Genomic DNA, 21,706 nt, shown 5'->3' with positions numbered 1-21,706 from the left:
ACCGTCATGACCGTACGCAAGAACCAGGCGCAGCTCACCGCCACCGAGAAGCGCCGCTTCGTCGACGCGCTGCTCGAACTCAAGCGCAATGGGCAGTACGACGCCTTCGTCGCCACCCACAACGCCTTCATCATGGGCGACACCGACAACGGCGAGCGGGTCGGCCACCGCTCGCCCTCCTTCCTGCCCTGGCACCGCAGGTTCCTCATACAGTTCGAGCAGCAGCTCCAGGCCGTGGACCCCTCCGTGGCGCTCCCGTACTGGGACTGGACCGCCGACCGAACCGCCGCATCCTCGCTCTGGGCGGCCGACTTCCTCGGCGGCACCGGGCGCAGCAGGGACGGCCAGGTGACGGACGGCCCGTTCGCGTTCGCGGCCGGCAAATGGCTGGTGAGCATACGCGTGGACGGCCGCGGCTATCTGCGCCGGGACCTCGGCGCCGGGGGCCGTCAGCTGCCGACCCGGGCCGAGGTGGACTCCGTACTCGCCATGGCCACCTATGACGCTCCGCCGTGGAACAGCGCGTCGGACGGCTTCCGTAATCACCTGGAAGGCTGGCGCGGCGTCAATCTGCACAACCGGGTCCATGTCTGGGTCGGCGGCCAGATGGGCACCGGAGTCTCGCCCAACGACCCGGTGTTCTGGATGCACCACGCCTTCATCGACAAGCTCTGGGCCGAGTGGCAGGCACGCCACCCCGGCTCGACCTACCTCCCGGCCGCCGGCACGCGCAATGTCGTCGATCTACGGGAGACCATGCGCCCCTGGAACGACGTGACCCCGGCCGACATGCTGGATCACACCCGCCACTACACCTTCGACACGGCGGCCTAGGCGCACAAACGGGTCGTGGGGGCTGTGCGCAGCGCACGATTCTAGGCGTTCGCGCTGGTCAGCCCCGCGATCCGGGCGAGCCTGCGGAAGGAGTCCAGCAGGGCCTCACGGTCGTACGTACTCGTCGTGACCAGCACTTCGTCGGCGCCGCTTTCCTTGACGACCGCCTCCAGCGCGTCCGTGACCTGCTCCTCGGTGCCCGCGATGTGGCCGCCGAGCCCGGACTCGTAGAACTGGCGCTCCCGGGCCGTCATCGCCAGCGCGTCGATCCGCTCCGGCGGGGCGAGCGGCGGGAAAACCCCGTGCGTCCGGGAGTACGCCAGCGACCAGGCCTCCGGCATCAGCAGCCGGTGCGCCTCCTGCTCCGTGGCGGCGACGACGACCGTGCCGGAGACGACCACGTACGGCCGCTCGGACCAGGAGGACGGCCGGAAGTCCCGGCGGTAGCGGTCGATGGCCGCGAGCATCCGGTCGCGGCCCCGTATGTCGCCGATGACCAGCGGCAGCCCGGCGGCGGCCGCGATCTGTGCTCCTTCGCCGGTGGCCAGGAGGTACGGCGGGACCCGCAGGCCCTCCGCGGGGCGGGCATGCACCTGCGGATGCGCCGTCTGCCGGCCGTCGAACCAGCCCAGCAGCTCTTCCAGCTGCCCGGCGAAATCCTCGGCGGCCTTCTTGTCCCGGCCCAGGGCCTTGCGTATGCCGTCCGTGAAGCCCACCGAGCGGCCGAGCCCCATGCCGATCCGGCCGGGGAAGAGCGCTTCGAGGACCCCGAACTGCTCGGCAACGACCAGCGGTTGATGGTTCGGGAGCATCACTCCGCCCGTGCCGACGCGAATCGTCGAGGTCGCGGCGGCGACCGCGGCCGCGAGAACAGTCGGCGCGGAGCCCGCCACTCCGGGCACGCTGTGGTGCTCGGAGACCCAGAAGCGGTGGTATCCCAGCGCTTCCAGCTCCTGGGCGAGACGCACCGTGTCGCGCAGGGCCGCGGGCCCCTCGTGCCCCTCGCGGGTGCGTGAACGGTCCAGTACGGAGAAGCGGGTCGACTCGATCAATGCGCTCACACAGGGTTCAACGTCCGCGCCGCGCGAGGATTCCCCAGGTGCATTGATCACGAGCGACGAGGGCCGCACCTGAGGGTCCGTACGGGTGAGCCCTCAGGCGCCTGCGTGTCCGTGCGGTCGGCCTGTCAGCTGCCGTCATCGAGCCGGAATCCGACCTTGAGCCCGACCTGCCAGTGCTGGATCTGCCCGTCGACGATCTGGCCGCGGACCTCGGTCATCTCGAACCAGTCGAGGCCCCGGAGGGTCTGGGACGCCCGGTGGATGCCGTTGCGGATGGCCTGGTCGATGCCGTCGGGCGAGGTGCCGACGATCTCGGTGACCCGGTAGGTGTGATTCGACATGTGTGTCGCACTCCTCTCGATGCGTTCACTCCACGGTGCCCCACCGGGAGGCGGCGCGCGAGGCGTCGGAACCTGGAAGGTCGTCCGAGGCCGGGCCGAGCGCCGTCCGGGCGCGGCGGGGGAGCGACCGGTCGGCGCCGAGTCCGGTGCTGAGGGTGCGCCGGGAGGGGATCGCGTCACCGGGCCGCCGGACCGCCGGTTCTCGACGAGGGCGAGGCGTCGAGGATGGTTTCCGCCCGCCGGGTTCTCTTCTTCGCAGGTCAGAGCGTCTTCAAGGTGATGCACCGTCAGGTAAAGACGCGATTGCTGCGGCTGAAACATCACCTCGGCGTGTTGTGCAGTCCAACGAGTGATATTCCGGCAATCGCCACTCGAAGGGCCCAGGGTGCCCCTCGAATGCGGTGGTGTCGACTGGTGCTGAGCCGTGATCGGGCTGACGGTGGATCATGTCGCACTGCGATCCGATGAGCCGACGAAGTGTCAGCCTTCGCAGCGCGGCGAAAGGAAAGTGTCACATGCGCTCTGCCCGCACACTGTTCGCCTCGGCCGCCGTGACGGCGGTCCTCGCTCTCACCGCGCCCGCCGCGAATGCCATCACGATGGACGAGGACTACGGGCAAGACAGCTCCTCCTCCAGCAGCGGCTACGGCAAGACCAGCAAGCAGGACTCCACCGCGCAGGACTCCACCAAGGAGGACTCCTCCACCGCGTCCGACCCGTCGTCGAAGAAGGAGTCCTGGAAGAAGGAGGACTCGGCGACGACCGGGGACTCGGCGGCGACTGGAGACTCGGCCACGACTGGAGAGTCGTCGAAGAAGGGGTCCTGGAAGAAGGAGGAGTCGGCGACGACCGGAGAGTCGGCGACCACTGAGGAGTCGGCGACGACTGAGGAGTCGTCGAAGAAGGAGTCCTGGAAGAAGGACAAGCCCTGGGGCGGTGTCCACACCGGTGGTGGCGCCCTGGCCAAGGTCGTGGCCGAGGACTGGGGACAGGACAGCGGCTCCTCCTCGGAGAGCGGCGGCTCCTGGAAGAAGGAGAAGCCGTCGGGCGGCGTCCACGCCGGTGGCGGCGGTCTGGCCGAGTCCGGCGGCGGCCTGGCCGCAGGTTCCCTCCTGCTGCTCGGCGGCATCGGCTTCGGTGCGTACACGCTGCGCCGCCGCAACGCGTCGAGTGGCGCGGTGGCTTGATAGCCCGGGCCACCCGTAGTCACTTCCCGCCGCGGCCGCCGTCCTTCCCGGACGGTGGCCGCGGTGGCTGGTTCTTCCAGAGCATGCCCTGGCAACCCCCGCGCGGCCCTCCGCTCGCGACCCACCGGCCCACGTCCACGAAAGGCACGCCCCCATGGCCGCCCTGCAGTCCCCCGGCCCGAACCCGCCCGCCTCCGCATCCCGCTCCGTCGGCCGCTCGATGCTGTGGGCCATCGCCTCGATCGGGCTGGGCGTCGTCGTCATCCTCAACTCCTCCGGATCCTCCGCGGACGGCATTCCCCAGGTCCCTCCGGTGGTCGCCGCCCCGCCCACGTACGGCCCGGTCGCGCCGCCCGTCAGCGATCTGGTGCTGCCCCGTTCCGCGCCGAAGCGGCTCTCGATCCCACAGATCGCCGTCAACGCCCCCTTTACGACCTTGTCCATCGGCAAGTCCGGGCGGCTCGACGCACCCCCCGCCAACGACAACAACCTGGTCGGCTGGTTCGAGGGAGGCGTCTCGCCCGGGGAGCGCGGCGCGGCGATTGTCGCGGGCCATGTCGACACCAAGACCGGCCCGGCCGTGTTCGTGCAGCTGCGTCTGCTCAAGCCCGGGGGCAAGGTCGACATCACCCGCGAGGACGGCACGGTCGCCTCGTTCGTGGTCGACTCCGTCGAAAGCTTCAGCAAGGCGCGCTTCCCCAATGAGCGGGTCTACGCCGACACCCCGAACCCGCAGCTGCGTCTCATCACCTGTGGGGGCTCGTACGACCGAAAGGCGAAGGACTACACCCAGAATGTGGTGGTGTTCGCCCATCTCGACTCCGCCTAGGTCGTGTCTTCAAAGTCCCGTCTGCCTGGCGACGCCTGGCACGCACGCTCGCTGCGTTGTCGTCAGTCGCCGACGCTCCGCGTGGGCTCTTTCCTCCGCCTTGCGATCGCACGCACCAGACGCCGTCAGGCCCGCCCTTCGGGCGGACGACGCTACTTTGAAGACACTCCCTAGCGCGCAGGGGCTGGTCCGCCTGATTTCTCCTGGGCGCCGCCCAGGATCTCTGGGGTGTCCGGGTTCGTTCATGACGGCCGTTCTGCGGGGAGAGAACCCGCAGCGGGCGGCGCGCAAGGCCTCCGAGGCATCACCGACGCCTCGCCCCTCACTGAACCGACGGCTCTCCTTACCCTGCGTGGCAGGTCCCCGGCACGCCATTCCCCGGCATTCAGCCGTCGCACATCCACTCTCCGCCGGGCGGTCATGTCGAATCCAGCCAGCCACGGAAGAAGTAAGGAGCCGGGCCGCCGCACCCGCGGTCCGTCCCCTTCCGTCCGGCACAGGAGACCGTCATGCCCGCATCGCCAGCTGTCGTCCCCGCCCCACTCGCCGTCCCTGCGCAGCTCCCCACGCAGCTCGCCGCGCACCTGCCCTCGCCCGCCCCCGGACCCCTGCGTGAGGGGGACGAGCAGCGCTACGTCGTCTCGCTCGCCCGGGACCAGGAGGACGTACGGGCCGCGCAGCGCCTGCGGCACCAGGTGTTCGCCGGTGAGATGGGCGCCCGGCTGGAGGGGTCCGAGCCGGGTCTGGACATCGACGCCTTCGACGCGTACTGCGACCACCTCCTCGTACGCGAGGCCGAGACCGGAGAGGTCGTCGGCACCTACCGCCTGCTGCCGCCGGACCGCGCCCGGGTCGCGGGCCGGCTCTACTCCGAGACCGAGTTCGACCTGGCCAGGCTCGCCCCCATCCGCGACGACCTCGTCGAGGTCGGCCGCTCCTGCGTCCACCCCCTGCACCGCAACGGCGCCGTCATCGCCCTCATCTGGGCCGGGCTCGCCCGCTACATGACCCGCACCGGCCACAACTGGCTGGCCGGCTGCTGCTCCATCCCGCTCGCGGACGGCGGCACCCTCGCCGCGGCCACCTGGGACACCGTGAAGGCCAAGAACCTCGCCCCCGAGGAGTACTGGGTCACCCCGCACAAGCTGTGGAACCCCGACTCCGTCGCCCGCCCCGAGGGCCGCACCGAGCTGCCCGCACTGCTCCGCGGCTATCTGCGGCTCGGCGCCTGGGTCTGCGGAGCGCCCGCCCACGACCCTGACTTCGGTGTCGCGGACCTCTATGTGCTGCTCTCGCTGCGCCGCACCAACCCGCGCTACCTGCGCCACTTCCTCTCCCTCGCCCCGGTGCGATGAGCGTCTGGCTGCCCAGCGCGCCCTGCACCCCGCGGGGGTGCGCGACCCACCACGGCCCGGCGGCCGGCTCGCTGAGGGCCGCCGCCCGGCTGCTCGCCGGAATCGCGACGGTCCTCGCCGGTCTTCTGCTCGGGCCGGTGGTCGCGCTGCTCGCGGTGATACTCGGAACCCGGTTCCGCCATCTGGCGACCCGCTGCTGGGCGCGTGCGGTGGTACGCGCCTTCGGCGTACGCGTCCGGATCGTCGGCGCCGGCCGGACGCCGAGCACCGGGGGATCCCTTGTCGTCGCCAACCACATCTCGTGGCTGGACATACCGCTGATCGCGGCGGCCCTGCCCGGACGGATGCTGGCCAAGAGCGAGGTCCGGCGCTGGCCGGTGCTCGGACCGCTGGCCGCTCGCGGCGGCACGTTCTTCCTGGAGCGCGACCGGCTGCGTACGCTGCCCGGCACGGTCCGCGAGATGGCGTCCGCGATGAACGGCGGCGCGCGCGTCATAGCTTTCCCCGAAGGCTCCACCTGGTGCGGCCGGGCCCAGGGCCGCTTCAGGCCCGCCGTCTTCCAGGCCGCGCTGGACGCCGGCGCGGACGTTCAGCCCGTACGCATCAGCTATCTGCCCACCGGCGCCGCCGCCTTCGTCGGGGAGGACTCGCTGACCGCGTCCCTGTGGCGGGTCGTGGCGGCCGGCGGGCTCACCGCGGAGATCCGGCTGCTGCCGGCCATCCCCGCGGGGAGCTGCCCCGACCGCCGCTCACTGGCCCGCGCGGCTCAGCTGGCCGTCGCCAGAGAGAGTGCGAACCTGCCTTCCGTGTCCGTCCACCAGTTCGTCAGCTTGAGCTCCGCCGCAGCCAGTTCGGTCCGTACACCCTCCTGACGGAACTTCGCCGACACCTCCGTACGCATCTCCTCGCCTGCTTCGAACGGCACCACGAGATCCAGCTCGGGGATCTTCACGGTCAGTGCGGAGCGCGCCCGCAGCCGCATCTCGACCCATTCCTGCTCGCGGTCCCACAGCGCCACATGCTCGAAGTCGTCGGGGTCGACGTCCGCATCCAGCTCACGCGCGATGACGGACAGCACGTTCTTGTTGAACGCGGCCGTCACCCCGGCCGCGTCGTCGTACGCCCGCACCAGCACGTTCTCGTCCTTCACCAGATCCGTGCCGAGCAGCAGCGCGTCGCCGGGGTCCATCATCGAGCGCACGGAGCGTAGGAACACCGCGCGCTCCTCCGGCAGCAGATTGCCGATGGTTCCCCCGAGGAAGGCGATGAGTCGCGGTCCCGGAGTGTCGGGCAGGGTCAGACCGCGGGTGAAGTCGGCGATCAGGGCATGGACATTGAGCGAGGGCCGCTCGGCGAGCAGCGCCTCGGCCGCGCCGGTCAGCGCGCTCTCGCTCACGTCGACCGGCACATAGGTGTGCAGCTGGGGCAGCTCGTCCAGCAGATGCCGGGTCTTCTCCGAGGAGCCCGAGCCCAGCTCCACGAGGGTGCGCGCCCCGGTCGCCGCGGCGATCTCGGTCGAGCGGGCGAGCAGGATCTCGCGCTCGGCGCGGGTCGGGTAGTACTCGGGGAGCCGGGTGATCTCCTCGAAGAGCTCGCTGCCGCGGGCGTCGTAGAACCACTTGGGCGGCAGCGTCTTGGGCGTACGGGTCAGACCGTGCAGCACGTCCGCGCGCAGGGCGGCGTCGGTGGCGTCCTCGGGCAGGGTTCGGGTCAGCAGGAACGGGCTCACGCGGGTGGCTCCTTGAGCGGGGTCAGAAGGACATCGGTGCGGGTCGCCGCCAGCAGGGTGCGGTCGGGGACCTCGCGCCAGTGCGGATCGTCGTCGTACGGCTCCGAGGCGACGACCGTGCGGCGCCCGGGCTCGGCCAGATACCAGAGCGTGTCGCCCCACGCCGTCGCCGCGACGGTCTCTCCGTCGGTGAGAAGCAGATTGAGCCGGGAGCCCGGCGCTGCCTCGCCGACCTCGCGGACCGTGTCGGCCAGCGCCTGGCCGAGCTCGTCGCCGTCGCGCAGCCGGTGCAGCACCAACGCCCACACCAGCGCGGAGTCGCACCGTGCCTCCAGCGACAGCAGCTCGGCCGCGGGCAGGGTCAGGGCGAGCGGGGCCAGCGAGCCGGGCCAGCCCTTGACCGCGCCGTTGTGGCTGAACAGCCAGGGCCCGGCGGTGAACGGCGCGGCCGCCGCCTCACCGTCCGCGCCCGCCTCGGTGGCGTCGCGGACGGCAGCGAGCAGGGCGCCGCTGCGGACCACGCGGGCGAGATCGGCGAAGGAGAGGTCGGCCCAGATGGGTCCCGGGCGCCGGTACCGGGCAGGCACCGGATCGCCCTCGGCGTACCAGCCCACGCCGAAGCCGTCGGCGTTGACGGTTCCGTGCCGCTGGTGACGCGGCGCCCAGGACTGCCTGAACAGCCCGTGCGCGGGCTCGACGAGCAGCTGCCGAAGCGGCAGCGGCGGGCCGAGAAAGGCGATATGGCGGCACATCAGGCCGACTCCTCCCGCACGTGCGCGTCCCGTGCCGTACGGAAGCCGGAGAAGATCTGCCGGCGCACCGGGAGGTCCCAGTTGCGGAAGGTGCCGCGGCAGGCCACCGCGTCGACGGCGAACGACCCGCCGCGCAGCACCTTGTGCGCGCTGCCGAAGAACACCTCGGAGTACTCGCGGTACGGGAAGGCCGCGAAGCCCGGGTAGGGCAGGAAGTCGCTCGCCGTCCACTCCCACACATCGCCGATCAACTGCCGTATCCCGAGCGGCGATTCTCCCTCCGGATAGCTGCCGACCGGAGCGGGCCGCAGATGGCGCTGGCCGAGGTTGGCGTACGAGGGCTTCGGATCCTCGTCGCCCCACGGGAAGCGGCGCGAGCGGCCCGAGTGGGGATCGTGGCGGGCGGCCTTCTCCCACTCCTCCTCGGTGGGCAGCCGCCGCCCCGCCCAGCGGGCGTACGCATCGGCTTCGTACCAGCTGACGTGCAGCACCGGCTCGTCCGCGGGCACCGGCTCGGTCACCCCGAAGCGGCGGCGCAGCCACTGGCCGCCCTCGCGGCGCCAGAACAGCGGGGCGCCGATGTCGTGCTGACGGATCTGCTCCCAGCCCTCGGCAGCCCACCAGCGGGGTTCGGCATAGCCGCCGTCCTCGATGAAGGCCTCGTAGGCGCCGCAGGTCACGGGCACGGTGTCGATGAAGAATCCCGGAACGACGCGCTGGTGCGCGGGCCGTTCATTGTCGAGCGCCCACGGCTCGGTCGATGTACCCATCGTGAACGGGCCGCCCGGGACCAGGACTTCGGCGGGCAGGCCCTGCGTGCTGCCGGCCGGCGGCTCGGGCGCGCTGAGGGCCGCGGGCCCCTTGCGCAGCTGATGCGTGATGAGCATCGTCTCGTCGTGCTGCTGCTCGTGCTGGGCGATCATCCCGAAGGCGAAGGCGGCGTCGAGAAGTGGCCGGCCCTCCAGCGGGGTGCTCTCCAGGACGTCCAGGACCCTGCCGCGCACATCGGAGGCGTACGCGCGCGCCTCGGCCGGGGCGAGCAGCGGCAGCGTGGGCCTCAGGGCCCGCGGATGCTCGAAGGCGTCGTAGACGGAGTCGATCTCGGGGCGCAGCGCCTCACGTCCGGCGACGGTGCGCAGCAGCCACTGCTCCTCCTGGTTGCCGATATGAGCCAGGTCCCACACCAGCGGGGACATCAACGGCGAATGCTGGGCGGTCAGTTCACGGTCGTCGACGCACGAGGTGAGCGTGGCCGTACGGGCTCGGGCTGCGGTCAGCGCGTCCAGGGCGCGGAGCCGGAGGTCTTCGGTCATCTGATCGGTTCCTTCCCGAGGGAGGGGATGCGCAGCTCGTCGGCAGGACATCGACCCCGCAGGACGTGGTGCTCGTTGAATGCGGCGACGGCGTCCTGTACGGCGTGGGACGCGCCGATGCGGGGGAGCGCCTCCAGGGCGACGGCGAAGCAGGTTACGGCGGCGGCGTGCAGTTCGGGATCGGCCAGTCCGTGCCGTGCGGCGTTGGTCCACAGCGGATTGCGCGGCGCGGGCAGCGAACCTGCGTACTCCGCCAGTGGTTTCACGACGCGGTAGACCGTCTCGGCCGCCTCGGGGTCGTCGAACAGGGCCGTGGTGACCGCGAGCGGCACCATCCAGCCGTCGTCGCCCGGCTGCGCGTCGATCATGCGCAGTTCGAGATGGCCCCGTGGCCGCACCGGCGGGAAGAGGGTGGTGAGGTGGTAGTCGAGATCCTGCCGGGTCGGCGGGCGCACGACGCCGGAGCGTATCCACTGACGGAAGGTGAGCCCGTCGGGCAGCTCCCACCGGTCGCCGTCCCCCCGTATGCACATCACCGGTGCGTCCAGCGCGTGCGCGGTCCAGGCGGAGCGCGGTTCCTCGCCGAGGGGGGGCGCGAGCGGCCGTACGGCATCGAGCGAGGACCACACGGCCTGCCGGGTCGAGCGCCAGCCGGTGTACCGCCCGCCCTGTACCGGCGAGTTGGCGAACGACGCCATCAACACCGCGCCGAGCAGGTGCGCGAGCTGCCAGCGACGACCGTGCCCGAGCGGGCCCGGCTCCTCGGCACCGGCGTCCAGGCACACCTGGACCGAGGCGGAACTGCACATCATGGCGCGGCCGGACGCACCTGTCCGGTCGAAGTACGCCTCCATGGCGTCATAGCGGGGTTCGTGGAGCAGCCTGCGCGGGGGATTGAAGGGATCGAGCCCGATTCCGGTGAGAGTGAGGCCTGCCGGGCGGAGCGCGGCGCGTACGGCGTCCAGATCGGCGGCGACGGAGTCGATGCACTCCATCAGGGAAGCGGCGGGGGGCGAGCTGAGCTCCAGCTGGCCGCCTGGCTCGAAGGTGAGAGCCGAATTCAGTTGTAGAGCACGTATCTGGTCGTGGGCCGCGATGAGACGGCCGGCGGGGACGGGGCGATCGGGCCTCTCCAGCTCATGGATGAGCCATTCGACCTCCACGCCCACGAAGCGGGGCGGGCCGTTCTTGAAGCAGATACATCGGAGCAGATCCTCTGCCTCTGTTTCCTCGACAGGGGGGCCGAAGCCGCCTGTATTGGGTGGGTGCATGTCCGGTTCCTCTTTCGAAGGCACTCTGCCAACCTAAAGCCAAGGCCGCCGCTTCGCACAAGAGTGCCCGTGGATGTTCGTGGGACGTAAGAAATCCGATTGCCGCGCCCGCGGCAGGTCGCCCACCATGTCGCCATGAGTGCACGACTGCGGGGGATCGCACGGCAGACAGAAGAAATCGTCGAGACCGGCCACTACCCGGCCTCCGACGGCCGGACGGTGGACATCGGTCGGGAGCTGGCCGCCGCACTGGCAGGGACCCGGATGTACGGACCCGAGGCCGTGGAGGTCGTGCCGGACACCGACCGCACGACATCCTTCGAGGTCACGGGCGAGAGCAGCACCGAGGCGGCCCGGCGTCTCACCGCGACCGACAGCGGCCCCGTCGCCGTCCTGAACTTCGCCTCGGCACGCAATCCCGGCGGCGGCTATCTGAATGGCGCACAGGCCCAGGAAGAGGCGCTCTGCCGGGCCTCGGCACTGTATGCCACGCTCCTGCGCGCCCCCGAGTTCTACGAGCACCACCGCGCCGAGCGCAGCCCCTTCTACACCGACCGGGTCATCCACTCACCGGGCGTCCCGGTCTTCCGGGACGACCGCGGACGGCTCCTCGACGAGCCCTGCACCGTGGGATTTCTGACGTCGCCCGCGCCGAACGCCGGGGTGATCACGAGCCGGACCCCCGAGCAGGCGCACCGCATCCCGGCCGCGGTCGCCGCGCGCGCCGAGCGGGTGCTGGAGACAGCGGCCGGGCAGGGCTACCGGCGCCTGGTGCTGGGGGCCTGGGGCTGCGGGGTCTTCCGCAACGACCCCGCGGTGGTCGCGGCCGCGTTCCACGCCCTGCTCACCGAGGACGGCCGCTTCGCGGGCCATTTCGAGCAGATCGTCTTCGCCGTACTGGACCGTAGCTCCGACGGGCCGACGCTCGGGGCCTTCCGCCGGACCTTCGCCGGTCAGCTCCAGCCGTAGCGCTCCCGCAGCCGGTGCACGACCCGGTCGAAACGCGGCCGGTCCAGCGCGCACGCCTCACGGCGCATGCCCCCCTCGTGCACCCGCAGCACCCGGTCCAGATCCACCCAGGACTCGCGTCCCGCCCGGTCCCACGGCCCGACGCCGATCGCCACCCACTCACGGTCCCGGTCGTGGCGCTTGCTGGACAGCTGCACGGCGAGCAGCGTTCCGGCCTCCTCACGGGCCACCACCAGGACCGGACGGTCCTTGCCGCGTCCGTCCATCTCCTCGAACGGCACCCAGGTCCAGACGATCTCGCCGGGGTCGGGATCGCCGTCGCGGTCGGGGGCGTACGAGGTGCGGACCGGGCCGACCTCGGCGGCATCGGCCTCGGTGGTGGCCGCGGGGCCGGACTGGCCGGGCAGGTCGAACGGGCTGTCGGATGCGTCAGGGGAGATCGTCACCCGCCACACGGTAGGACCTGCCCGGTCCGTCCCGCAGGGCGGGTGCCGCCCTCATTCCTCCGGCTCGTCCGTCACCGGGATCCGCTCCGTGCGCGGGGCGGGCGGAACCGCGCCGTTCACCGAGGTGGCTATGCCGTTCCCGTTCCCGTCCGCGGGCACCGGGCCGTTCATGGTCGCCAGCAGCTGCCGGGCCAGACCCAGTCCCGTTCCGCCCATGGTCAGCGCCTTGGCGAACATGTCCGACATCCCGTCGGCGCCGTTCAGCAGAATCATGTGATCGACATTGCTGAACGCCCCAGCGCCGGCCTCGACGATCTCCGGCCACTTCTCGGCCAGTTGCTGTGCGACCACGGCCTCCTGGTTCTCGGCGAGCGCTGCCGCACGCGCCTTGATCGCCTCGGCCTCCGCCAGGCCCCTCGCCTTCACCGCGGCGGCCACCGCGAGCCCGCGCGCCTGGTTCGCCGCGGCCTCCGCCTCACCGGTGACGCGGGTCGCCGTGGCCCTCGCGGCGCTCGCCAGCTCGGTCTCCTTCGCCTCGGCCTGCGCGGCCGAGATACGGGCGTCCCGCTCGCCCTCCGCCAGCGTCCGCTTCTCGTACGCCGCCGCGTCCGCGGGCTTGCGCACATCCGCCTGCAGCTGCTGCTCGCGGCGGTGCGCCTCCAGCTCGGCGACCCGAGTCATCTGGACCACGACCTCCTGGCGGGCCGCCGCGTCGGCGAGCGGACCGGCCTGCTCGGCCTTCGCCGAAGCCTTGTCCCGCTCCGCCTGGTAGCCGGCCTGGAGGATCTCGCTGTCCCGCGTCGCCTCCGACATCCGGGCGGCGGCCTGCTGCTCGGCCTCCGTGGCCCTGCGGTTCGCCTCGGCCTGCGCGATACGGGCGTCCCGCTGGACCGCCGCGGCATGCGGCGCGGCGAGATTCTTGATGTACCCGGTCGGATCCTCGATCTCGTGGATCTGCAGCGAGTCCACGATCAGACCCAGCTTCTCCATCTCGGTTCCGCAGGCCGCCCGGGTCTGACCGGTCAGCTTCTCCCGGTCACGGATCATGTCCTCGACGGTCAGCCCGCCGACGATGGACCGCAGATGGCCCGCGAAGACATTGTGGACGCGCTCCGCCATCAGCTTCTGCTGATCGAGGAAGCGGCGTCCGGCGTTGGCGATCGACACGAAGTCGTCGCCGACCTTGAAGATGACCACCCCGCGCACCTTGAGGGGAATGCCCTGATGCGTCACGCAGTCCACTGACAGTTCGGTCTCGTTCAGGTCCAGCGACAGTTTGCGCACCACCTGGATGCCGGGCAGGACGAGCGTTCCGCGTCCGGTGACGACACGGAACCCCATGCCTTCGCCGAGACCTTCGGTCCGGTGGGTGGAGCCGGAGATGATCAGTGCTTCGTTCGGCTCGGCAACCCGCCACATGAGCTTGAAGATTCCGACCAGAATGATGATGGCGGCGAGAACGAGTCCCGCCGCGACGCCGACGACCATCGGCATACGCCCCCTTCGTCCGGTGCCGTCCGGCACCGGCTGATCGGGAGTGTCCTCCTCATCGGGCCCGGGCTCAACTGCCGTACACCGCCGAGACATAGACGGTGCGTGGCGGCAGATGTTCCACCACCGTCACCACCGTCCCCGTCTCGATCCGGTCCTTCGCGGACGCCGGATAGGCGAGGAAATGCTCGGCCCCGCCCCGGATACGGACGATGACCTCGCCGACGAGCCCGGGCCCCACCGTGCCGGTCACCCGCCCGAGCAGCCCCACCATCGACTCGTCGTCCATGGCGGGGAGCCTACCCACGCGGGAGGCCTTCGGATCCAGCCCGCCAGGGACGTCATGGTCCACGCCGATGCTGTGCGGCACTCGTTTCCGGCCATCTGCCAGACCCCGTGCGCAGCCGCTCTGGAAGGATGCCGAGAGCGATGAGCCAGTCACCCAAGCAGTCCGCAGAACGCCCCGTTCCGACCAGTGCCGACGTCGCCCGGCTGGCCGGTGTTTCCCGGGCCACCGTCTCCTACGTGCTCAACAACACCTCCGCCGTACGGATCAGCGAGCCCACCCGTCGCCGCGTCCGCGAGGCCGCCGAAGAGCTCGGCTATGTGCCGCACGCGGCCGCCCGCAGCCTGCGCGCCGGGCACACCCGGATGGTGCTCCTCCCCACCGCGCACTTCCCCGTGGGGCCGCTCTACAGCCGCTTCTTCAACGAGCTCCAGTGGGCGCTGCGCCGCCTCGACTACACCGTCGTGCAGTACGGCAGCCTCGGCCTCGCCGGCGACGAGGCCGCCAGGGCCTGGGCCGAACTGCGTCCCGTCGCCGTCGTCTCGCTCGGCGAGGTCGCGCTCACCCCGCACGGCGTCGACGTCCTCAAACGCTCCGGCGCGAAGGCCGTCATCACCCTCGGACCGCAGCGCGTCGAGGGCGCGCACTCCCTCGTCATGGACCAGAGCGAGATCGGCGACTGCGCCGTGGGCCATCTGGTCGGGCGCGGCCGGCGGGCCATCGGCGTCGTCATGCCGCAGGAGAGGGGCCTGGAGCTGTTCTCCGAGCCCCGCCTGGAAGGTGCCCGGCGGGCCGCGGCGGGCACGGGCGCCCGGATCGAGCCGCTGCCCCTGCCGTACGACGAGGAGTCGGCCGCCGCCCTCGCCGCCCGCTGGCGCGGACTCGGTCTCGACGCCGTCTACGCGTACAACGACGAGTACGCCATGCTGCTGATGCGGGCCCTGCAGGACGCGGACGTCGATGTCCCCGCCGGGACCGCGGTGATCGGTGCGGACGATCTGCTGCTCGGAAGGCTGCTGCGGCCGCGGTTGAGCACGGTGCAGATCGACATGGTGACCGGTCGGCGGCTCGCTGAACTCGTCGACCGTGTGGTGCGTGCCCCCGGCGTCGAGCCGGAGCGGCACGATCTGATGGGGGCGCGGGCACTGCTGCGCGAGTCCAGCTGACCCGCGCGCCTCACTCCCCAGGCCCGACGACATGCGGGCCGGGCGGTGCGTGTCTAGCGTCGCTTGCATGAGCACAGATCCGCAGCGCTTCGAGATCCTGCTGGTGCCCGAGCATGTCGAGGGCAGCGATGCGGCCCATCTTGCCGCGAGCGCCATCCGCTCGGCCGTCGTGGTGGCCACCGGTCAGTACGGGTCATCCGGATATCCGCATTTCTCGGGCGACGGCCTGGAGGCGGACATCGACCCGGTGACACGTACGGTCGAGGCACTGCTGGTCGACGGATCGGAACTGGACTACGGGCTTTCGGCGCGAGTCGTCGGCCCGGCAGAACGCTGAAACCCCGCTGTTGCCATCAAGTCCCCATGGTTTCAGCACCATTGGCCAATGATGTGCGAGCTGCTGCCACATCCCCACCACAAGGGACGGCCGGCCGGCACAGATCTGGGACCACGACGGCTTGAATCTCGACGTCCCGGCCGAACCGGCGGGATCGTCCACGCCCTGACGCCCGGGCTCACAAGAGCCCGGCTCCTGGTCGTCCCGCACACCGGAACGACCAGGAGCCGCGGCGCCGGTCAGGCTTCCGAAGCGGTCTCCGCCCCCGCGCTGCCGCTCTGGGCCTCGTCGATCGACTTGCGGACCTCGTCCATGTCCAGCGCCCGGGCCTGACCGATCACGTCCTCCAGGGCGGCCTCGGGCAGCGCGCCGGGCTGGGCGAACACCGCGACGTTGTCACGGACGATCATCAGTGTCGGGATGGAGCGGATCTCGAACGCGGCCGCGAGCTCCTGCTGAGCCTCCGTGTCGACCTTCGCGAACACCAGGTCGGGATGGCGCTCGGCGGCACCCTCGTAGACCGGGGCGAACTGACGGCAAGGACCGCACCAGGAAGCCCAGAAATCGATCAGGATGAAGTCGTTGTCTGTTACAACCTGATCGAAGTTTTCCTTGGTGAGCTCAACAGTGCTCATGACGTGCTACCTCTTCCTGATGTCCGTGGACTCGCCCGCGACAACGGTGCCCGGGGCCGTGCTATTCCTGCCCCTGCCCATGTGGCCAGGACGCACACCCGGGACCAGACTGTCCCTATGACGGAAGCCGTGGAGTACGACGTTGTGGTGCTGGGCGCAGGACCTGTCGGGGAGAACGTGGTGGACCGCACCAGGGCGGCGGGCCTGAGCACCGCGGTCGTGGAGAGTGAGCTGATCGGGGGCGAGTGTTCGTACTGGGCGTGTATTCCGAGCAAGGCGCTGCTCCGATCCGCGCTCGCCCGCGCCGACGCCCGCCGCGTTCCCGGCCTCCGCCACGCGGTGCAGGGACCGCTCGACGCCGAGGCCGTGCTGGCCCACCGTGACGAATACGTCTCCCACTGGAAGGACGACGGCCAGGTCCGCTGGCTGGACTCGATCGGCGCCCGCATCTATCGCGGTACGGGCAGACTGCACGGCCCCAAGAAGGTCCTGGTCGACGGTCCCGAGGGCGAGCACCATGTGCTGACCGCGCGGCACGCCGTGGTCGTGTCCACCGGCAGCCGTGCCGTACTGCCCGACATCCCGGGTCTGGTCGGCGCGAAGGCGTGGACAAGCCGCGAGGCCACCAGCGCCCAGCGGGTGCCCGGGCGGCTCGCGGTCGTCGGCGGCGGCGTGGTCGGCGTGGAGATGGCCACCGCCTGGCAGGCGCTCGGCTCGCAGGTCACCCTGCTCGTACGGGGCGGGGGAGTGCTGCCCCGGATGGAAACCTTCGTCGGCGAGCATGTCGTCGAGGCGCTGACCGAGGCCGGTGCCAAGGTCCGTACGCACACGTCGGTCACCTCCGTGGAACGCATGGGCGGCACCGGTCCCGTCACGCTTGTCCTCGACGACGGCGGGCGGATCGAGGCCGACGAGGTCCTCTTCGCCACCGGCCGCTCCCCGCGCACCGAGAGCATCGGCCTGGAGACCGTGGGGCTGGCGCCGGGCTCGTGGCTGCCCGTCGACGACAGCTGCCGGGTCGAGGGCAGCGACTGGCTGTACGCGGTGGGCGATGTGAACCACCGTGCGCTCCTCACCCACCAGGGCAAGTACCAGGCCCGGATCGCGGGCGCGGCCATCGCGGCCAGGGCACAGCATGTTCCGCTTCTGGAGAGCGACCGCTGGGGCGCGCACTGTGCCACGGCCGACCACGCCGCCGTCCCGCAGGTCGTCTTCACCGACCCGGAGGCCACCGCCGTCGGTCTCTCGCTCGCCGAGGCCGAGGAGGCGGGACACCGGGTCCGGGCCGTCGACTACGACCTGGCGTCGGTCTCGGGCGCCGGCCTGTACGGCGACGGCTACCGCGGCCACGCCCGGATGGTCGTCGACCTGGACCGCGAGATTCTGCTGGGGGTCACCTTCGTGGGTCCGGGCGTGGGCGAGTTGCTGCATTCGGCGACCGTGGCGGTCGCGGGCGAGGTGCCGATCGAGCGGCTGTGGCATGCCGTGCCCGCGTTCCCGACGATCAGCGAGGTGTGGCTGCGGCTGCTGGAGGCGTACCGCGGCTGAGTGCCGCAACTGAATGCCTCGATCGCCTCAGCGGTAGTCGGGATTGGGGAAGTCGAAGCGGCAGCCCGCATCCCATTCCGAGCGCTGGTTGCCGTGGGCCGGGATGCCGCCGGCCCGCTTCAGCATCGCTCCGAGGTGCATCAGGTTCCAGGTCATGAAGGCCGTGTTGCGGTTGGTGAAGTCGTTCTCGGGACCTCCCGAGCCCGGGTCCAGATACGAGGGCCCCGGCCCGGCCTCGCCGATCCAGCCCGCGTCGGCCTGCGGCGGGATCGTGTAGCCGAGGTGCTGGAGGCTGTAGAGGACATTCATGGCGCAGTGTTTGACGCCGTCCTCGTTGCCGGTGATGAGGCAGCCGCCGGCACGGCCGTAATAGGCGTACTGACCACGGTCGTTGAGGATGCTGGAGCAGGCGTAGAGACGCTCGATGACCTGTTTCATCACGGAGCTGTTGTCGCCGAGCCAGATCGGTCCGCACAGGACGAGGATGTCGGCGGCCATGACCTTCTCGTGCAGCTGCGGCCAGGCGTCGGACTCCCAGCCGTGCTCGGTCATGTCGGGCCAGACGCCGGTCGCGATGTCGTGGTCGACCGCGCGGATCACCTCGGTCGTGACGCCGCTCGTCTCCATGAGTGCGCGGCTCTTGTCGATCAGACCCTCGGTGTTGCTGGTCTCCGGTGACCGCTTGAGCGTGCAGTTGATGAAGACGGCGCGCAGGTCGTCGTTGTGGTACGTCGTCGAGGTCATCGGCCGTCTCCTCGTGCCGGGCGGGAGCAGAGCGGGTGCTGAGCGTGAGTACGCCACCAGCCTGATCCCGACCGGCATCGCGGTCCACAGCGGTGGCCCGAACGGGAAGGGTCACACCGGGCGGGTCACCTGAACGCCGCGATATTGCGCTGCGCCCAGTGCGCGAAGGTGCGGGCGGGCCGGCCGAGGATCTGCTCGACGGCCGGGCTCACCCGCTGTTCGGCGGCGAACGGCTCGCCCAGGATGGCGAGAGTGCCGTCCACGACCGGCTCGGGCATGAACCGCAGCAGCTGCGCCCGCGCCTCGTCACGGCTCTGCTCGACGAACCGTACGGGTGTCCCCAGCGCTTGACCGATCGCCTCGGCCTGCTCGCGAGGAGAGAGCGGCGAGGGCCCGGTGAGCTCGTAGGTGTGGCCGCCATGCCCCGCCTCGCGCAGGACCGCGGCGGCGACCTCCCCGATGTCGGCAGGGTCGATGACCGGCAGCCCGACACCGGGGAACGGCGCGGCGACCGTTCGCCGTTCGCGGACGCTCGCGGCCCACAGGAACGCGTTGGACGCGAAGCCGCTCGGCCGCAGGACCGTCCATTGCAGACCCGATTGCCGCAGGTCGTCCTCGAACGCCCGCAGGGGTGCGTGTGACGGGGACTGCGGCCGTGTCCCGGCGCCCTGGGAGGACAACAGGACGACGCGCCGGACCCCGGCCGCCCCGGCCACATCGAGGATGCCGCTCGCGCTGACGCCCTCGCCGCCTCCGGCGACGAGGAGGAAGAGCGCGTCGGCGCCGTCGAGCGCGGGCTTGAGGCTCTCGGGCTCGGTCAGATCGGCCTGCCGGTGCCTGACTCCCGTCTGCGGCTCCGTATCCGAAGGCCGCCGTGAGACCGCCGTGACCGTCTCTCCGGCCGAGGCGAGCGCCTGCACAAGTGGCCGTCCGACATTGCCGGTTGCTCCTGTTACCACGATCATGATCAGCTCCCATTCCGGTCGTCCGGCCCGTCTCCCGGCCGGTGCACAACGCCATCCTGGGGGCCAAACTGGCCATCTTCTGGCCAGTTTCCGGGAGAGACTGATCGGCATGAGGGCTGATCGTCTGGTCGCGACGCTGTTGTTCCTTCAGGCGCGCGGGCGCGTGACCGTGGCGGAAGTGGCAGCGGAGCTCGAAGTGTCCGAGCGCACGGCGCGACGCGACCTGGAGGCGCTGGCGAGCGCCGGAATCCCCGTCTACTCGCAGCGGGGCCGGGGCGGCGGCTGGTCGCTGGTCGGGGGAGCCCGGACCGATCTGACCGGACTGACCGCGGGCGAGATCCGGGCGCTGTTTCTGGTGGCGGGACCGTCGTCGGCCACGCCCGAGCTGCGGACCGCGCTGCGCAAGCTGGTCCGGGCCCTTCCGGCGACGCTGAGGTCCGGCGCCGAGGCCGCGTCGAGAGCGGGTGTCACCGACGACACCGACTGGTCCCGCTCAGCGGTCGGGGCCGCCGCGCCCCACCTCGATGCCCTCCGGCGTGCGGTGGTGGACGGGACGCAGATCAGGCTCGGTTACGCCGCTCCCGGCAGGCCGAACGGTGAGCGGACCGTCCATCCGCTCGGTATCGCGTCCAAAGCGGGCGTCGACTACCTCGTCGCCGGTACGGACCGCGGCCTGCGGGCCTACCGGCTCAGCCGGGTCACCTCCGTCGAGGCGACCGGCGATCCCGTCGTACGGCCGGACGGCTTCGATCTCACCACCGCCTGGCGTTCCCTCGCCGGGCGGATGGAGGACCGCATGCTCGCGGCGACCGTGCGGGGGCGGGCCGAACGGAGCGCAGAGCCGGTCCTGCAGGGGCTGTTCGGCGGGCGGTTGACGGTGGGTCGGCCGCTCGGCGGCGGATGGGTGGAGATCACGGTCGACGGGCCGTCACCGGAGATCCTGGCGGCGCAGTTGGCCGGGCTCGGAGCGCGCGTGGAGATCCTCGAACCGGCCGCGGCCCGGAAGCGGCTCGCGCGTCTGGCGGCCGAACTCGCCGCCACCTACGGGTCACCGACGACCGGGGGTGCGGTGGCCGAGCCGCGCGACGCCGCCGATCGCCCGGACCGATAACTGCCGCCGGGACCGGGTGAGTTCACCGAGCTTTGTCGAGGTGCTTGACGCTCCTGCTGTGGGAGATGACTCTGAGAGCGCTCTCAGAATGACCCCCACAGCTCCACCCGACTGGGAGGATGAGCGTGCTCGCCAAACGAAACGTCCTGGCGTTACTGGTCACCGCGGTGCTGCTCGCCGCGGGAATCACGGCAGCCGGACCCACACCCCCCGCCGAGGCCGCGGTCCCCGCGACCATTCCCCTCACCTTCACCAACAACTCCGGGCGCGGCGACCAGATCTACATCTACAACCTGGGGACGCTGCTCACCACGGGCCAACAGGGCTGGGCCGACGCGAACGGCACCTTCCACGCCTGGCCCGCCGGCGGCAACCCGCCCACGCCCGCGCCCGACGCCTCCATCGCCGGACCGGCGGGCGGCCGGTCCACAACGATCCGCATACCCAAGTTCTCCGGGAGGATCTACTTCTCCTACGGGCAGAAACTCGTCTTCAAGCTCACCACCGGCGGCCTCGTGCAGCCCGCGGTACAGAATCCGACCGACCCGAACCGGAACATCCTCTTCAACTGGTCCGAGTACACGCTCAACGACGCCGGTCTGTGGATCAACAGCACCCAGGTCGACATGTTCTCGGCCCCGTACGCCGTCGGCGTCCGGCCGGCGAGCGGAGCCACCAAGAGCACCGGACATCTCAAGCCCGGTGGATACAACGGCTTCTACAACGCCCTCAGGGGACAGCCCGGCGGCTGGGGCAACCTGATCCAGTCACGCTCCGACGGCACCGTCCTGCGCGCCCTCGCGCCGGGCCACGGCATCGAGACCGGCGCCCTGCCGGCGGGCGTCATGGACGACTACGTCAACCGGGTATGGAGCAAGTACTCCGCCTCGACGCTGACCGTCACGCCGTTCGCCAACCAGCCGGGCACCAAATACTACGGCAGGGTCTCGGGCGGCATCATGAACTTCACCAACGGCTCCGGAGCGGTCGTCACCTCGTTCCAGAAGCCCGACTCCGACAGCATCTTCGGCTGCTACAAGCGGCTTGACGCGCCGAACGACCTGGTGCGCGGCCCCATCTCGCGCACGCTGTGCGCCGGATTCAACCGCTCCACCCTCCTCACCAACCCCAACCAGCCCGACACCGGTTCGGCGAACTTCTACCAGGACGTGGTGACCAATCACTACGCCCGGAAGATCCACGCGCAGATGGCGGACGGCAAGGCGTACGCCTTCGCCTTCGACGACGTCGGCGCCCATGAGTCGCTGGTGCACGACGGCAACCCGCAGCAGGCGTACATCACGCTGGACCCGTTCAGTTAGTAGGCCCGAACGGA

23 protein-coding genes are annotated in these 21,706 nt (G+C 70.9%); 11 read left to right on the top strand and 12 right to left on the bottom strand.

Annotation, left to right across the window (positions count from 1 at the left end):
• Positions 1-6: 6 nt before the first annotated feature.
• Positions 7-834, top strand: a complete 828-nt coding sequence (gene melC2, locus OG905_RS05855) for a tyrosinase MelC2 (protein WP_328666528.1) — start codon at positions 7-9, stop codon at positions 832-834.
• 41 nt (positions 835-875) lie between these two features.
• Here melC2 and OG905_RS05850 read toward each other — a convergent pair whose 3' ends face one another.
• Positions 876-1,895 carry an MsnO8 family LLM class oxidoreductase gene (locus OG905_RS05850; RefSeq protein WP_328666527.1) on the bottom strand — a complete coding sequence of 340 codons (1,020 nt, stop codon included), beginning with the start codon at positions 1,893-1,895 and terminating at the stop codon, positions 876-878.
• A 125-nt stretch (positions 1,896-2,020) separates the two neighbouring features.
• On the bottom strand, positions 2,021-2,236 hold the full coding sequence (locus OG905_RS05845) for a dodecin (RefSeq protein ID WP_328666526.1): 216 nt from the start codon (positions 2,234-2,236) through the stop codon (positions 2,021-2,023).
• A gap of 515 nt (positions 2,237-2,751) precedes the next feature.
• Between OG905_RS05845 and OG905_RS05840 the strand changes: the two genes are divergently transcribed.
• The 4 genes from OG905_RS05840 to OG905_RS05825 all read left to right on the top strand — a co-directional run bounded on the left by OG905_RS05840 (position 2,752) and on the right by OG905_RS05825 (position 6,479).
• A complete protein-coding gene (locus tag OG905_RS05840) occupies positions 2,752-3,423 on the top strand; it encodes a hypothetical protein (protein ID WP_328666525.1) in 672 nt (223 codons plus the stop codon).
• Positions 3,424-3,577: 154 nt separating this feature from the next.
• The gene (locus OG905_RS05835; RefSeq protein WP_328666524.1) at positions 3,578-4,252 is read left to right on the top strand and encodes a class F sortase; all 675 of its coding nucleotides are present in this window, start codon (positions 3,578-3,580) and stop codon (positions 4,250-4,252) included.
• 509 nt (positions 4,253-4,761) lie between these two features.
• Entirely contained in the window at positions 4,762-5,607 is an 846-nt protein-coding gene (locus OG905_RS05830; RefSeq protein WP_328666523.1) for a GNAT family N-acyltransferase, read from the top strand.
• Positions 5,604-6,479, top strand: a complete 876-nt coding sequence (locus tag OG905_RS05825) for a lysophospholipid acyltransferase family protein (RefSeq protein WP_328666522.1) — start codon at positions 5,604-5,606, stop codon at positions 6,477-6,479. The genes OG905_RS05830 and OG905_RS05825 overlap by 4 nt, the downstream gene beginning before the upstream one ends.
• Here the strand turns inward: OG905_RS05825 and egtD are convergent.
• The 4 genes from egtD to egtA are packed head-to-tail and all read right to left on the bottom strand — an operon-like array spanning position 6,374 to position 10,672.
• A complete protein-coding gene (egtD, locus tag OG905_RS05820) occupies positions 6,374-7,336 on the bottom strand; it encodes an L-histidine N(alpha)-methyltransferase (protein ID WP_328666521.1) in 963 nt (320 codons plus the stop codon). The two genes, OG905_RS05825 and egtD, sit on opposite strands and share 106 nt — an antisense overlap.
• Positions 7,333-8,088, bottom strand: a complete 756-nt coding sequence (gene egtC / locus OG905_RS05815) for an ergothioneine biosynthesis protein EgtC (protein ID WP_328666520.1) — start codon at positions 8,086-8,088, stop codon at positions 7,333-7,335. The genes egtD and egtC overlap by 4 nt, the downstream gene beginning before the upstream one ends.
• The gene (egtB, locus tag OG905_RS05810; RefSeq protein WP_328666519.1) at positions 8,088-9,401 is read right to left on the bottom strand and encodes an ergothioneine biosynthesis protein EgtB; all 1,314 of its coding nucleotides are present in this window, start codon (positions 9,399-9,401) and stop codon (positions 8,088-8,090) included. Before egtB ends, egtC begins: the two co-directional genes overlap by 1 nt.
• Positions 9,398-10,672: an ergothioneine biosynthesis glutamate--cysteine ligase EgtA gene (gene egtA, locus OG905_RS05805; protein ID WP_328666518.1), complete on the bottom strand. Its 1,275-nt coding sequence runs from the start codon at positions 10,670-10,672 to the stop codon at positions 9,398-9,400. Before egtA ends, egtB begins: the two co-directional genes overlap by 4 nt.
• Positions 10,673-10,807: 135 nt before the next feature.
• On the opposite strand from egtA, the gene OG905_RS05800 reads away from it, so the two are divergent.
• Positions 10,808-11,641 carry a TIGR02452 family protein gene (locus tag OG905_RS05800; protein WP_328666517.1) on the top strand — a complete coding sequence of 278 codons (834 nt, stop codon included), beginning with the start codon at positions 10,808-10,810 and terminating at the stop codon, positions 11,639-11,641.
• On the opposite strand, the gene OG905_RS05795 is transcribed toward OG905_RS05800, so the two are convergent.
• The 3 genes from OG905_RS05795 to OG905_RS05785 form a co-directional block, all read right to left on the bottom strand.
• The gene (locus tag OG905_RS05795; RefSeq protein WP_328666516.1) at positions 11,626-12,087 is read right to left on the bottom strand and encodes a type II toxin-antitoxin system PemK/MazF family toxin; all 462 of its coding nucleotides are present in this window, start codon (positions 12,085-12,087) and stop codon (positions 11,626-11,628) included. The genes OG905_RS05800 and OG905_RS05795 overlap by 16 nt on opposite strands.
• A 51-nt stretch (positions 12,088-12,138) precedes the next feature.
• On the bottom strand, positions 12,139-13,575 hold the full coding sequence (locus OG905_RS05790) for a flotillin family protein (RefSeq protein ID WP_328682061.1): 1,437 nt from the start codon (positions 13,573-13,575) through the stop codon (positions 12,139-12,141).
• Between the two features lie 73 nt (positions 13,576-13,648).
• Positions 13,649-13,867 (bottom strand): hypothetical protein, encoded by a 219-nt coding sequence (locus tag OG905_RS05785; RefSeq protein ID WP_328666515.1) that lies wholly within the window; start codon positions 13,865-13,867, stop codon positions 13,649-13,651.
• Between the two features lie 140 nt (positions 13,868-14,007).
• Between OG905_RS05785 and OG905_RS05780 the strand changes: the two genes are divergently transcribed.
• The gene (locus OG905_RS05780) at positions 14,008-15,030 is read left to right on the top strand and encodes a LacI family DNA-binding transcriptional regulator (RefSeq protein WP_328666514.1); all 1,023 of its coding nucleotides are present in this window, start codon (positions 14,008-14,010) and stop codon (positions 15,028-15,030) included.
• A gap of 67 nt (positions 15,031-15,097) precedes the next feature.
• Complete coding sequence (locus tag OG905_RS05775; RefSeq protein ID WP_328666513.1) at positions 15,098-15,367, top strand: hypothetical protein; 270 nt, start codon at positions 15,098-15,100, stop codon at positions 15,365-15,367.
• Between the two features lie 239 nt (positions 15,368-15,606).
• Here OG905_RS05775 and trxA read toward each other — a convergent pair whose 3' ends face one another.
• On the bottom strand, positions 15,607-16,002 hold the full coding sequence (gene trxA, locus OG905_RS05770; protein ID WP_266484006.1) for a thioredoxin: 396 nt from the start codon (positions 16,000-16,002) through the stop codon (positions 15,607-15,609).
• Positions 16,003-16,119: 117 nt separating this feature from the next.
• On the opposite strand from trxA, the gene OG905_RS05765 reads away from it, so the two are divergent.
• Positions 16,120-17,550: a dihydrolipoyl dehydrogenase family protein gene (locus tag OG905_RS05765; RefSeq protein ID WP_328666512.1), complete on the top strand. Its 1,431-nt coding sequence runs from the start codon at positions 16,120-16,122 to the stop codon at positions 17,548-17,550.
• 27 nt (positions 17,551-17,577) lie between these two features.
• Here the strand turns inward: OG905_RS05765 and OG905_RS05760 are convergent, their stop codons facing one another.
• Positions 17,578-18,294, bottom strand: a complete 717-nt coding sequence (locus tag OG905_RS05760) for a flavodoxin family protein (RefSeq protein WP_328666511.1) — start codon at positions 18,292-18,294, stop codon at positions 17,578-17,580.
• 125 nt (positions 18,295-18,419) lie between these two features.
• Entirely contained in the window at positions 18,420-19,259 is an 840-nt protein-coding gene (locus tag OG905_RS05755; RefSeq protein WP_328666510.1) for an SDR family oxidoreductase, read from the bottom strand.
• Positions 19,260-19,368: 109 nt separating this feature from the next.
• On the opposite strand from OG905_RS05755, the gene OG905_RS05750 reads away from it, so the two are divergent.
• Positions 19,369-20,370 carry a helix-turn-helix transcriptional regulator gene (locus OG905_RS05750; RefSeq protein ID WP_328666509.1) on the top strand — a complete coding sequence of 334 codons (1,002 nt, stop codon included), beginning with the start codon at positions 19,369-19,371 and terminating at the stop codon, positions 20,368-20,370.
• A gap of 155 nt (positions 20,371-20,525) precedes the next feature.
• The gene (locus OG905_RS05745; RefSeq protein WP_443044059.1) at positions 20,526-21,692 is read left to right on the top strand and encodes a glycoside hydrolase family 64 protein; all 1,167 of its coding nucleotides are present in this window, start codon (positions 20,526-20,528) and stop codon (positions 21,690-21,692) included.
• Positions 21,693-21,706 lie beyond the last annotated feature (14 nt).

The organism is Streptomyces sp. NBC_00322, from assembly GCF_036147535.1.
Taxonomy (GTDB): domain Bacteria; phylum Actinomycetota; class Actinomycetes; order Streptomycetales; family Streptomycetaceae; genus Streptomyces.
This window is presented reverse-complemented; position numbering and strand designations above follow the sequence as displayed.

Coding starts and splice junctions, on each gene's coding strand:
- melC2 (WP_328666528.1), top strand. CDS start 7: ATGACCGTACGCAAGAACCAGGCGCAGCTCACCGCCACCGAGAAGCGC.
- OG905_RS05845 (WP_328666526.1), bottom strand. CDS start 2,236: ATGTCGAATCACACCTACCGGGTCACCGAGATCGTCGGCACCTCGCCC.
- OG905_RS05840 (WP_328666525.1), top strand. CDS start 2,752: ATGCGCTCTGCCCGCACACTGTTCGCCTCGGCCGCCGTGACGGCGGTC.
- OG905_RS05835 (WP_328666524.1), top strand. CDS start 3,578: ATGGCCGCCCTGCAGTCCCCCGGCCCGAACCCGCCCGCCTCCGCATCC.
- OG905_RS05830 (WP_328666523.1), top strand. CDS start 4,762: ATGCCCGCATCGCCAGCTGTCGTCCCCGCCCCACTCGCCGTCCCTGCG.
- OG905_RS05825 (WP_328666522.1), top strand. CDS start 5,604: ATGAGCGTCTGGCTGCCCAGCGCGCCCTGCACCCCGCGGGGGTGCGCG.
- egtC (WP_328666520.1), bottom strand. CDS start 8,088: ATGTGCCGCCATATCGCCTTTCTCGGCCCGCCGCTGCCGCTTCGGCAG.
- egtB (WP_328666519.1), bottom strand. CDS start 9,401: ATGACCGAAGACCTCCGGCTCCGCGCCCTGGACGCGCTGACCGCAGCC.
- egtA (WP_328666518.1), bottom strand. CDS start 10,672: ATGCACCCACCCAATACAGGCGGCTTCGGCCCCCCTGTCGAGGAAACA.
- OG905_RS05800 (WP_328666517.1), top strand. CDS start 10,808: ATGAGTGCACGACTGCGGGGGATCGCACGGCAGACAGAAGAAATCGTC.
- OG905_RS05790 (WP_328682061.1), bottom strand. CDS start 13,575: ATGGTCGTCGGCGTCGCGGCGGGACTCGTTCTCGCCGCCATCATCATT.
- OG905_RS05785 (WP_328666515.1), bottom strand. CDS start 13,867: ATGGACGACGAGTCGATGGTGGGGCTGCTCGGGCGGGTGACCGGCACG.
- OG905_RS05780 (WP_328666514.1), top strand. CDS start 14,008: ATGAGCCAGTCACCCAAGCAGTCCGCAGAACGCCCCGTTCCGACCAGT.
- OG905_RS05775 (WP_328666513.1), top strand. CDS start 15,098: ATGAGCACAGATCCGCAGCGCTTCGAGATCCTGCTGGTGCCCGAGCAT.
- trxA (WP_266484006.1), bottom strand. CDS start 16,002: ATGAGCACTGTTGAGCTCACCAAGGAAAACTTCGATCAGGTTGTAACA.
- OG905_RS05765 (WP_328666512.1), top strand. CDS start 16,120: ATGACGGAAGCCGTGGAGTACGACGTTGTGGTGCTGGGCGCAGGACCT.
- OG905_RS05760 (WP_328666511.1), bottom strand. CDS start 18,294: ATGACCTCGACGACGTACCACAACGACGACCTGCGCGCCGTCTTCATC.
- OG905_RS05755 (WP_328666510.1), bottom strand. CDS start 19,259: ATGATCGTGGTAACAGGAGCAACCGGCAATGTCGGACGGCCACTTGTG.
- OG905_RS05750 (WP_328666509.1), top strand. CDS start 19,369: ATGAGGGCTGATCGTCTGGTCGCGACGCTGTTGTTCCTTCAGGCGCGC.